10 protein-coding genes, 1 tRNA gene and 1 pseudogene are annotated in these 10,453 nt (G+C 64.8%); 5 read left to right on the top strand and 7 right to left on the bottom strand.

Features of this window, described 5'->3' with window-relative positions; translation table 11 throughout:
• Window positions 1–258: 258 nt before the first annotated feature.
• Window positions 259–1,026 carry an alpha/beta fold hydrolase gene (locus tag AC1DJT_RS29040; RefSeq protein ID WP_476835405.1) on the bottom strand — a complete coding sequence of 256 codons (768 nt, stop codon included), beginning with the start codon at window positions 1,024–1,026 and terminating at the stop codon, window positions 259–261.
• 92 nt (window positions 1,027–1,118) lie between these two features.
• Between AC1DJT_RS29040 and AC1DJT_RS29045 the strand changes: the two genes are divergently transcribed.
• The 4 genes from AC1DJT_RS29045 to AC1DJT_RS29060 all read left to right on the top strand — a co-directional run bounded on the left by AC1DJT_RS29045 (window position 1,119) and on the right by AC1DJT_RS29060 (window position 4,063).
• On the top strand, window positions 1,119–2,084 hold the full coding sequence (locus AC1DJT_RS29045) for a heparan-alpha-glucosaminide N-acetyltransferase (RefSeq protein ID WP_441506164.1): 966 nt from the start codon (window positions 1,119–1,121) through the stop codon (window positions 2,082–2,084).
• 73 nt (window positions 2,085–2,157) lie between these two features.
• On the top strand, window positions 2,158–2,409 hold the full coding sequence (locus AC1DJT_RS29050; RefSeq protein ID WP_069880056.1) for a zinc-finger domain-containing protein: 252 nt from the start codon (window positions 2,158–2,160) through the stop codon (window positions 2,407–2,409).
• Between the two features lie 85 nt (window positions 2,410–2,494).
• A complete protein-coding gene (locus AC1DJT_RS29055) occupies window positions 2,495–3,682 on the top strand; it encodes an FAD-dependent monooxygenase (protein WP_476775906.1) in 1,188 nt (395 codons plus the stop codon).
• 63 nt (window positions 3,683–3,745) lie between these two features.
• Window positions 3,746–4,063, top strand: coding sequence for a hypothetical protein (locus AC1DJT_RS29060; RefSeq protein ID WP_441506166.1), 318 nt, complete (start codon window positions 3,746–3,748; stop codon window positions 4,061–4,063).
• 300 nt (window positions 4,064–4,363) lie between these two features.
• Here the strand turns inward: AC1DJT_RS29060 and AC1DJT_RS29065 are convergent.
• Both AC1DJT_RS29065 and AC1DJT_RS29070 read right to left on the bottom strand, forming a co-directional pair.
• Window positions 4,364–4,802 (bottom strand): annotated as a pseudogene (locus AC1DJT_RS29065) (chromate resistance protein ChrB domain-containing protein); the annotation flags it as partial.
• Window positions 4,803–5,072: 270 nt separating this feature from the next.
• Window positions 5,073–6,335: a hemolysin family protein gene (locus tag AC1DJT_RS29070; protein WP_441491564.1), complete on the bottom strand. Its 1,263-nt coding sequence runs from the start codon at window positions 6,333–6,335 to the stop codon at window positions 5,073–5,075.
• Window positions 6,336–6,574: 239 nt separating this feature from the next.
• On the opposite strand from AC1DJT_RS29070, the gene AC1DJT_RS29075 reads away from it, so the two are divergent.
• Window positions 6,575–7,186: a DUF938 domain-containing protein gene (locus tag AC1DJT_RS29075; RefSeq protein ID WP_441506167.1), complete on the top strand. Its 612-nt coding sequence runs from the start codon at window positions 6,575–6,577 to the stop codon at window positions 7,184–7,186.
• A gap of 23 nt (window positions 7,187–7,209) precedes the next feature.
• On the opposite strand, the gene AC1DJT_RS29080 is transcribed toward AC1DJT_RS29075, so the two are convergent.
• The 4 genes from AC1DJT_RS29080 to AC1DJT_RS29095 form a co-directional block, all read right to left on the bottom strand.
• Window positions 7,210–7,295 (bottom strand) — tRNA-Leu (locus AC1DJT_RS29080).
• A gap of 43 nt (window positions 7,296–7,338) precedes the next feature.
• Window positions 7,339–7,995 carry a DUF1190 domain-containing protein gene (locus AC1DJT_RS29085; protein WP_441506168.1) on the bottom strand — a complete coding sequence of 219 codons (657 nt, stop codon included), beginning with the start codon at window positions 7,993–7,995 and terminating at the stop codon, window positions 7,339–7,341.
• 36 nt (window positions 7,996–8,031) lie between these two features.
• Entirely contained in the window at window positions 8,032–9,645 is a 1,614-nt protein-coding gene (locus AC1DJT_RS29090) for an AMP-binding protein (RefSeq protein ID WP_441506169.1), read from the bottom strand.
• A gap of 236 nt (window positions 9,646–9,881) precedes the next feature.
• A partial coding sequence (locus AC1DJT_RS29095) for a hypothetical protein (protein ID WP_476835406.1) occupies window positions 9,882–10,453 on the bottom strand: 572 nt, incomplete at its 5' end.

A 10,453-nucleotide genomic window follows, 5' to 3' on the forward strand; every position in this document is an offset into this window, starting at 1 on the left:
GTCCAAACCGGATCGACCCTGTCGAGCCCGGTGACCGGGTGGCGCGATTCTACGACGGAGCGCCCTGACGGCATGATCGTTCTCCGGAATACGGTGTGTTTCAGAACCGCACTCTAGCACGGCGCCATGCTGCAATGCCAAACAAGAACGCTGCCTTGCCCTGCCTGGACCGCAGGGAAACCGGCATCAAACCTGGGATATCCGCCCCAAACCGTTGCATCCGCCGGCATGTCATCGCGGGGCGATGAAATCGTCGGCTCAGAGCCATCTGAGGAAATCGAGCACGGCCTGCTTGTGGGTCTTGTCCCCAACTGCGAGGTTGTGATCGCGCCCCTCGATCGCGAAAGCCTCCGCATTCGGAATGAGAGCCGCGAGTTCCTGCCCGGAGCCCGCGACATCGTCCTTGGTTCCGACGCTGACCAGGGTCGGCATCGCGATGCGGCCGACCTCGTCTGGCGTGAGCGTCTGCCGCKACCCGCGAATGCAGGCTGCGAGTGCCTTGAGATCGCTCTTGTTGGCGTCCGCAAAGGCACGGAACATCCGCTGCATCGGGTCGCTCAGGACATCGAGCGAGGGAGCCTCCATCGCATCCGCAATGCCGAGCGGCAGGCCGACGCCCTCGACAAGATGAATGCCGAGCCCGCCGAGCAGCAGCGAACGCAGGCGCTGCGGATGGGCAAGCGCGAGATGGGCCGAGATGCGCGCGCCCATCGAATAACCCATCACGTCCGCCCGCGCGATCTCGAGGTGATCCATCAGGCGGCGCACATCCTCCGCCATGATGTGCGAGGAATAGGCCTCCGGCTCATGCGGTTTGTCGCTCTGGCCGTGGCCGCGATTGTCGAGCGCAACGACACGGTAACCCGCATGGGTCAATGTCTTCGTCCACTGCGTATTGACCCAGTTGACCATGTGGCTGGAGGCAAAGCCATGGACCAGGATGATGCTCTCGCCGCGCGGCGCGTCATTGGTCGGGGCGAGGTCGATGAAGGCGAGATTGACGCCGTCCGAGGAGAATTTCTGCATGGCACGTCGCGGAAGCTGCGGGGGGTCTTCACCTGCCATGCAGGAGCGACTTTGTGTAGCTGTGTTTCCGCCGCTTGCCTATGAAGGCTGATATGAGCCACGCTGAGACGGCCCCGACATCGTCGCTTCCACGCCGCCGGATCGACCTTGTCGATCTTGCCCGCGGCCTCGCTCTGCTGGCGATGTTCGTCTACCACTTCGCCTATGATCTTTCCCATTTTGACCTGATTGCAACCGATGTCCCCGCCCATCCCGGCTGGAGCGCCTTCGCGCGCCTGATCGCAGGGTCCTTCCTGACCATCGTCGGCTTCAGCCTGGTGCTGGCGACGCGCAGGGGCGTGAACCTGTCCGCCTATTTCCGCCGGCTGGCCATGGTCGTAGGCGCCGCGGCGCTGGTCACGATCGCGACCTGGTTCGCCATGCCGGAGAGCTTCATCTACTTCGGCATCCTCCACAATATCGCGCTCTCCAGCGTGCTCGCCCTGCCCTTCCTGCGACTGCCGGCCGCTGTCCTGCTCCTGTTCAGCGCCCTGTTATTCGCGCTGCCACTGCTTCCTGCGCCGCAAATGCTCGATCAACCCTGGCTGCTCTGGCTCGGCTTCGCTCATGTCTCCGGGGCAACCGCCGATTTCGTACCGATCGTGCCCTGGTTCGGATGCGTGCTGGCAGGCATGGCTCTCGGAAAGATGGCGCTCGCCAGGCAGGGAAGCTGGAGCCACTGGCAGGCGCGCTCGCTGCCGGCCCGCGTCATCGCCTGGGGCGGGCGGCACAGCCTCAGCGTCTACCTGCTGCACCAGCCGATCTTCATCGGAGTGCTGCTCATCGTCATGCGGCTGGCCGTCGGCCCCGAGCAGGAAGCGCGCCCGTTTCTGATCTCCTGCCTGCGCAGCTGTGTCAGCGCCGAAACCTCGCTGCAAGTGTGCGAGAAGGCCTGCAATTGCGCGATCGATGGCCTCAAGCGCGACGGACTCTGGCAAAAAGTCCTGTCAAACACGCTCACCCGGGAGGAAAGCGCGCGCACCGGATCGATTGCAGGTGCCTGCTTCCGGGCGCCCTGAGGCGCTTGCGCACACTGGCGCGGGCCGGCGTGACGGGTTAGAGGTGGGGCAAATCAACGCAAGAGCATGATCCATGGCCGATACGGGCATCCCGCATTTCCATAACCAGCCCGGCGTTGCCGTCATTCATGTCGGCGCGAAGGAATTCATGTGCATCGGGGCCAAGCCGCCCTTCGATCACCCGCATGTTTTCCTCGACATGGGCTCAGACGGCGAGATCATCTGCCCTTATTGCTCGACCTTGTTCAAATACGAGCCCTCGCTGTCGGCAGGCGCCTGCACGCCGCCGGAATGCGCCCATCACGAGGCAGCCAAGGCAGCGTGACGGGCGCCGGCGTTCAAGGCGCCCGCCGCTTCCGATCGCGACCGGTCGTTCCGGTTTCTGGCGCATCCGATTGCCGAAGACAGCCGTGTCCGCTCCCCATATCCTGATCGCCGGCTCCGGCATCGGCGGACTTACAGCCGCCATTGCACTCGCGCGGCGCGGCTTCTCCGTGACGGTCGCGGAAAAGCGCACCGGCTTCGGGGAAACCGGTGCCGGCATCCAGCTTTCGCCAAATGCCGGGCATGTTCTCGAAGCTCTCGATCTCGGCCTCGCCGTCAAGCGCGCCTCTGTGGTTGCCGAACGCCTCGTTGTGCGACGCTGGCAGGATGGCTCTCCGCTGGCAGAAATGCCGATGACCGCCGCCGGCTCCGGAACACCCTTCCGCACCATACGCCGAACCGACCTGCACACTCTGCTGCTCGACGCCGCCCGTTCCCTGCGCGGCATCCGGCTCATCGTCGGCCGCGGCCTGCGCGACATCGCCCAGAACGCGGACGGCATCACCGCGACGCTCGCGACCGAAGCCGGCCAGTTGGAGACCATTTCGGCACTGGCGCTGGTCGGCGCCGACGGGCTCTGGTCGCGCAGCCGCGAACTCATCGGTGATAACGCTCCGCCGGTCTTCACCGGCTATGAGGCCTGGCGGACCCTGGTACCCAACGCCGGCGGCCGCGCCGCGCCCGGCGTCGTGACCCTGCATCTCGGCCCGGGCCGCCATGCCGTGCATTACCCTGTCTCCGGTGGTCGCGAGACCAATCTCGTCGTCATTCGCGAAGCGAAGGAGGCCCGTGAGGGTTGGTCCCGCGACGGTGAGCCCGGGCAACTCGCCGCTCATCTCACCAAGGCCGAGCCCGTGCTGCACAAGCTTGCGACAGCGGCGCCCCGCTGGCTGGTCTGGTCGCTCTTCGACCGGCCGCCCGCAGCGATGGCACAGGGGCGCATCGCCTTGCTCGGCGATGCCGCCCATCCGGTCCTGCCCTTCATGGCGCAGGGTGCCGCGCTGGCGATCGAGGATGCCGGCGTCCTGACGCAGGAACTGACGGTTCATCTCCAGCAGGGCGGCGCCGCAGCGCTACCGGCGGCGCTCGCGGCCTATGCGACAGCCCGGCAGGACCGTGCCCGGCGCGTCCAGGCCACGAGCCGCAGCAACGGTCGGGCCTATCATTTGGAATGGCCCTGGACTATCGCGCGCAACTTCGCAATGCGCCGTCTTGGGCCCGATGGCATGCGCCATCGTCTCGATTGGCTCTACGATTGGCGATTGCAAGCCTAGGGCATCTCGCCTTCGCCGCATTCACTTCCTATCTCTCATGTGGAACCATCGGATGGAGACCACATGATCCGCGTCAATCTCTACGAGCAGCTCGCCGGCCAGAGGACTCGCATGCCGCGCTGGGCCTCCTGGCTGACCGTGGCAGCAAGCCTCGTTCTTGGCGTGACGCTGTTCCTCCTCGCAGCGAGCCTCGCCCTGATCCTCATTCCCGTCGTGCTTGCTGCCGGCGCGATCGCGGCCTGGCGCCTGAAGAGCAAGCTGAAGGCTGCCGGGTTCGACCAGCGCGATCCGTTCGCTCCGGTCCGTCCGGGTGCTGCGCGCGTCGAGGTCATCGATGCCGAGTACCGCATCATCGAGCCTGGCGAGCAGCCGCGGCGCTGACACGATCGCCATGCGTCCGACCGGATGCATGGCGGCGAACGATCGCTTTGCGTAGCATCGGATGTCTCCGAAACGTGGTTTCCACTCTTCGGCGCGATGCTCTGGCCCCCCAGAAGGATAGCCTCTACAGCAGGAGGCCCGCAGCCGCGCAGGCGGCAAGCGTCGGGATCATCCCGACCTTGAAGCGCAGCATTGCAATCATCGCGGCCAGGCCCACACCCTCGTTGCTTCACCGAGCGTCGGCATGCCCGCCACTGCTGGCGCCGCCTTGTCCGTCGCTGCGATCGTCATGGCCGCCGCTCAGGTCCTACTCGTCGGGGACGGCCAGTTATGGGTTTCTTCGGTTGCATCCCGGCACCAGCGATAGAAAGGCGTGATAGAGCAGCATACCGGCATCGCGTTGTGCCAGATCGTCATTGAACATGCGCGATAGCCCCAGCGAGGCAGCCAGGAAACCGGCGGATTCCGGCACCAGGTCGAGCCGCGCCGTATCGGCGGCGCGCACGATCGTGGCGAGACGACCCAGCACCGCCGAGGCGAGGCCAAACTCCTCCAGCATGATGTCAAAGCTGCAACGCTCGCCGCGATCACTCCAGAATACGCCGTCGATATCGAAGGGAACGGCCTGGAAGCGATCGGCCACCGCCACGCCCCGAAGGGGCCACGAACAGGATCACCGCTTTCGGAGCGACGAAGCGACGAATCAGCCCGGGGGGCACGCGATGCGGTCGGCCTTTGGGACGTGAGCGCGTCACGCAGACGATCGCCTGGGCATCGGGCAGACCGATGAGCCGGTACAAGGGGGATGTGGCGATCTGTGTGCTGGAAGACGCGAGCGTCCATCCCCGAATGAGGAAAACAGACGCGATCCTTGGGCTGACGCCTCACGGGGTCGTCGCGAAAAACCCCTAGGCCGGGATCAGACCACGGCTACTCCGGCAGGATCAATTGCGATTTCGAGCTGGCTGCCCTTGCACCGGACATGCCGGTGCAAGGGCAAAGGGCGTGCTCAATCCAGCCGGCTCACCAGCACCTTGTCGATGCGGCGCCCGTCGAGATCGACCACCTCGAAGCGCCAATGCCCCTTCTCGAAGAACTCTCCGACATTGGGCAGATGGTTGAGTTCGGCCAGGATGAAGCCGGCGACCGTCTGGAAATCGGCATCGCGCGGAATGTGGATGCCGAGTTCGTGCGAGAACTCGTCCACCTGCATCCAGCCTGCAACGAGATAGGAGCCGTCGGCACGCGTGACGATCGGCGGCTCGTCCTCGTCCTCCTCCTGGAAGACGCCGGTGATCGCCTCCAGCACGTCGCCGGGTGTGATGATGCCTTCGAAATGGCCGTACTCGTCGAAGACCAGCGCCATGTGGACGCGCGAGGACTTGATCTCCCGCAGCACCAGCAGGGCGTTGGCGGTGTCCATCACCACGGGTGCTTCCTGCACCAGGGCGCGCAGATCCTCGGTGCTGCCGGCGGACAGGAAATCGACCATATCCTTGACCACAATGACGCCGACGATCGCGTCCGACTCGCCGTCCTGAACCGGGAGCCGGGAGCGTTTGGAGGCACGAACCTGCGCGCGGATCTCCTCAGCTGTATCGGAGAGATCGATGACCTCGACCTCGCGGCGCGGCGTCATCAGCGCACGGGCGGAGCGATCGGCAAGGCGCATCACACCCGAGATCATCTCGCGTTCGTCGCGCTCCAGCACGCCGGCTGTTTCGGCCTCGGCAATGATGGTGCGGACCTCTTCCTCGGTCACCCTTTCTTCCGACTCGCCCTTCTGGCCGAGCAGCGCCAGCACGGTCTTGCCGGAGAGGTCGAGCAGGAAAACCAACGGCGCACCGATGCGCGACAGCAGGGACATCATCGGCGCAACGCGCGCCGCCACCCGCTCGGGGTCGCGCAACGCGATCTGCTTCGGCACCAGTTCGCCGACGATCAGCGAGAGATAGGTAATGGCAACGACGACCGTCCCGACGCCAAGACCATCGGCGACACGATTGGAGAACCCTTGCCCTATCAACCATTCCGACAGACGCGCACCCAGCGTCGCACCGGAGAAGGCACCGGACAGGACACCGACCAGCGTGATGCCGATCTGCACCGTCGAAAGGAACCGGCCGGGATGCTCCGCGAGGCGTATCGCCGTCGCTGCACCCTTGCTGCCTTGATCGCTGAGAACCTTGAGCCGCGCCGGACGGGAGGAGACCACTGCGAGTTCGGACATGGCGAGAAGACCGTTAATGACGGTCAACGCGACGACAATCAGGATCTCGGTTAACAAAACCCGCCCGCAGCATGCAGGGCCGCGCTCAATATCGACCTGCTTTCGGGCTTCTTATAGCGCATCGCGACGACTTGGCGATGGGTAAGCTTGAAGTTTGTGATAGCGAAATTTTGGCGGGCGCGAAGAAGCTCCGTGCCTTAACTGTAAGGGGGACAGGTGAGATGAATGCTCTACCTGGCCTTCGATGACAGCGTCGATACTTCCGGAGCACGCCTCGAGCCATGACTGATCCACGTCTCTTCGCCCCCGCGACACTGCGCAATCGTGAGCCGATCCTCGCTATCCTGCGCTCGACCCTTCCAGCCACCGGCCTGGTCCTGGAGATCGCCAGCGGCTCGGGCGAGCATGTCAGCCATTTCGCCGCCGCCCTGCCCGCACTGACCTTCCAGCCCTCGGACCCTGATCAGGATGCGCTCATCAGTACTGCGGCCTGGATCAGGGAAAGCCGGCTCGCCAATATTCGTCCGCCCGTTCAGCTCGATGCCGCAGCGGCCGAATGGCCGGTCTCCGCCGCCGATGCCATCATCTGCATCAACATGATCCATATCTCGCCCTGGGCCGCGACGCGTGGGCTGATGATGCAGGCCGGCAAGCTGCTGCCGGAAGGCGCTCCACTCTATCTCTACGGGCCCTATCGCCGGCCTGGCCGCACCCTCGAACCGAGCAACCTCGCCTTCGATGAAAGCCTGCGCGCCCGCAACGCGGAATGGGGCTTGCGCGAACTCGGCAACGTCGTTGCACTGGCGAAACAGGCAGGGTTTGGTGAGCCGGACGTAACCGAGATGCCGGCGAACAATCTGAGCCTGGTGTTTCGGCACGGGCCGCGCGGCTGATCCGCGCAATCGCAAGGCAAGCTTGGTGCGGACGGCGGGACTCGAACCCGCAAGCCTTTAGGGCGCAAGATTTTAAGTCTCGTGCGTCTACCAGTTTCGCCACGTCCGCGTGGACGCAGCCCTAGCGACAGCAGACGGCGGGCGCAAGCGCCTCAATGACGGCGAGCGGGCTTGTACCACTCGACTCCATCGGGATCGACATAGAGCCCCGGCGCAACATCGGAGCCGATGCGCTTCTGCTCCATCGGCACGCGCACGGTGTCGTCGCGATCGCCGCGCTTTACATAGGGGCCGCTCTCCTGCGGATCGTGGCCGCGCCCGCCTCTCCCAATCGAGCTGGCCTGGCCGATGACGCCGCGCCGCCCACCAATCTTGTCCTCGAGTGTCGTGATCGAGCGGCCGGCGAAGGCGATCTTCGTCGCGCCCTCGACCACGGGCAGGGCGCGGCTCGCGGTTCCCTCTCCCGTGACGCGGACACCGGTGAAGCGCGGCACATAAGTCGCGCCCCCACGGCCAAAGGAGTCCCAGCCACCCGTCGAGGAAACCTGCGCACCACAGCGCTTGTGGCTGCGCTCGCACAGGGCGCGCGACGCATAGCGTGGCGCCTTCTCCTCGAATTCGGCCCGGGCATTGCGATAGGCGAAATCACATTGCGCAGCAGTGAGCCGTCCCGCCTCGATGCATTCGTCGCGCCGCTCGTAGGTCTGGCTCGGCGCCTGCGCCGCGAGATCGGCGGGGCCCGCGAAGGAAAGAGCCGGCAGGAGCGCTGCGACGCGCATTATTGCGGCGAGGGAAGAGGCGGCCGTCATGATCATGACTCGGGCAATAACCGTAGAATTATGGCGTCACAGCAGCGCCCGCATCGTCGACGCAAGCTCGCGCGTCGCACCATAGTCGATCTTGCCGTTGCCCAGCACCGGAATCGCGCGCGCGACCAAAATGGCGCGCGGCGTCCACAGTTCGGGAAAGCCCTGCTGCTTCGCCGCTACCTGCAACGCAGCCTTGTCGGCATCAGGCTTTTCGGTGACCAGCACGAGTTGCTCGCCCTTGCGCGCATCCGGTAGCGCGACAACGACATGATTGAACCCAGGCCAGAGGGCCGCCACCATTGTTTCCACCGCAGCCAGCGAGACCATCTCGCCGCCGAGCTTGGCGAATCGCTTGGCCCTGCCGCGGATGCTGACGAAGCCGTCCTCGATCACCACGATATCGCCGGTATCGTGCCAACCGCCTTCGGGCGGCACGATACGCCCGGGCTCGTCCGCGCTGAGATAGCCCAGCATCACATTCGGGCCGCGGACATTCAGCCGCCCACCTTCATGAATGCCCTCGACCGGATCGAGCCGCGCCTCGATACCGGGCAGGAGTTTTCCGACGCTGCCCTCGCGGGTCGCGACGGGAGTGTTGCAGGCGAGCACCGGCGAGCATTCGGTGCAGCCGTAGCCTTCGAGGATCGTGGTGCCGTAGGGCTGCCACATCGCGCGTGTCTCCGGCTTCACGCGCTCGGCTCCGGCCACGACATAGCGCACGCTCTTCAGATCGTCGGGATCGGCAGCGCGCGCATAGCCCTGGAGGAATGTGTCGGTCGAGAACAGGAAGGTGCAGCCCATCTCGCCGATCAGTTTCGGCACCTGCTTGTAATGGAGCGGGCTCGGATAGAGCACGACCTTCATGCCGTGGAGCAGCGGCATCAGCAGCCCTGCGGTCAGGCCGAAGGAATGGAAGGCGGGCAACGCGTTCATGACAATATCGCGCTCGGAGAGGAAGCCGGCCGCAAGCGCAAAGATCTGGCGGGTATTCGAGACGAGGTTGGCGTGACTCAGCACCACGCCCTTCGGCTTGCCCTCGGTGCCGGAGGTGAACAGCACCACAGCTGGATCATCCGGCCGCCCTTCATAGGCCCGCAGGGCAAATGCCGGTGCCAGGCTCTGCATCGCGGCAAGCATCTTGTCGAAACTGGTCAAATCCCGGCGGATATCCTCAAGATAGACGACCCGCCTGCCCTCGCCGAGTGCCGCGATCTCATCGTCGAGCTTGGCCTGGTTGACGAAGCGACGCGAGGTGACGATCGTCTTCAAGCCGGCCAGTTCGGCCGCCGCCCGCAGGTTCTTCACCCCTGCCGTGAAGTTCAGCAGTGCCGGCACGCGGCCAAAGGCCGAAAGCCCGAACAGCGTCACCGCCATGCCCTGGACATTGGGCAGCATCAGTCCGACGCGTTCCCCCAACTCCGTGCCTGAAGCGAGCTTTCGCCCCAGAACCAGCGCTCCCAGAACGAGCCGGCCGAAGGTCACCGGCTGACGCTCCGGATCCTCGAGCGCGACGCGGCCCTTGCCACGCCGCGCAACCGCCTGAAGCAGCCCCCGAAACAGCGTGATGCGCGCGTCCTTGGCGTCGAAATCCGACGCGTTCAATTCGGTGGCGGCCATATCCTGGCTCTGCTCCCGGCTGGCGTTTCCCATGGAGGTTCACCGTAGCGGGATACCGTCCGGTTTCAACGCGAATGCGACGGTTGAGCCCCTGCTCTCCGCTCAAGCTGCAATCGCATCCAGCCCGATCCGTGGCAACGGCATCGGCGCCATTGGTGACACAGCCCCGTCGAACGCAGAAGGGCGGTTGCTTGGTCATTCGCGACCAGGCAACCGCCCTTCGACTGTGGCCTGCGCACCGATCATGCGCGCAGGCCGTCATGCTGGCGTCAGAATGCGGGCTGCAGTTGGGGCTCCAGGCGACCGCGGCGCCGGATGGTGTCAACCATGCCATGGGTCGCAGCGATGGCGATGAGCAGGATCAGCGCATAGGCCACGAGCAGCCGCGGAGCGGGCACGATGAAGTTGAAATGCGGCATGGCGCCCAGGATCAGCGGCACATACCAGGATGTCGCCGAGACCGTGCCGAAGACCATCATCATCGTAATCTGCTTGCGCGACAGGCCTGCAAAGAGCGACCGTCCTATCTGCTTTTCCATCAACGGCAGTACCGTTTTGTGGATGAAGTAGCCGTTGATCGTGAGAACGCCGACGATCGCGATCTTGGCCCAGACCTTCTGGTTCCCGAGCTTKACCGGGTCAAACATCGCGTAATGCGCCAGGTACAGAATTCCGGAAACCCAGAGCACCGCGAGGCCAGCCGATACGATACCGGTCATGAATTTGACCATCGCAACCTGTTCAGCCTTGATCTTTCCGGAGACGAGGAATTTGACGATCACGAGATCGAGGACCGTCGCGGCGCCCAATCCCAGAATGATGCCGAGCAGATGCATCACCT

This window comes from Allobosea sp. 05T422_2, assembly GCF_056396265.1.

Coding starts and splice junctions, on each gene's coding strand:
- AC1DJT_RS29050 (WP_069880056.1), top strand. CDS start 2,158: ATGGCCGATACGGGCATCCCGCATTTCCATAACCAGCCCGGCGTTGCC.
- AC1DJT_RS29085 (WP_441506168.1), bottom strand. CDS start 7,995: ATGACGGCCGCCTCTTCCCTCGCCGCAATAATGCGCGTCGCAGCGCTC.
- AC1DJT_RS29090 (WP_441506169.1), bottom strand. CDS start 9,645: ATGGGAAACGCCAGCCGGGAGCAGAGCCAGGATATGGCCGCCACCGAA.
- AC1DJT_RS29075 (WP_441506167.1), top strand. CDS start 6,575: ATGACTGATCCACGTCTCTTCGCCCCCGCGACACTGCGCAATCGTGAG.
- AC1DJT_RS29060 (WP_441506166.1), top strand. CDS start 3,746: ATGATCCGCGTCAATCTCTACGAGCAGCTCGCCGGCCAGAGGACTCGC.
- AC1DJT_RS29045 (WP_441506164.1), top strand. CDS start 1,119: ATGAGCCACGCTGAGACGGCCCCGACATCGTCGCTTCCACGCCGCCGG.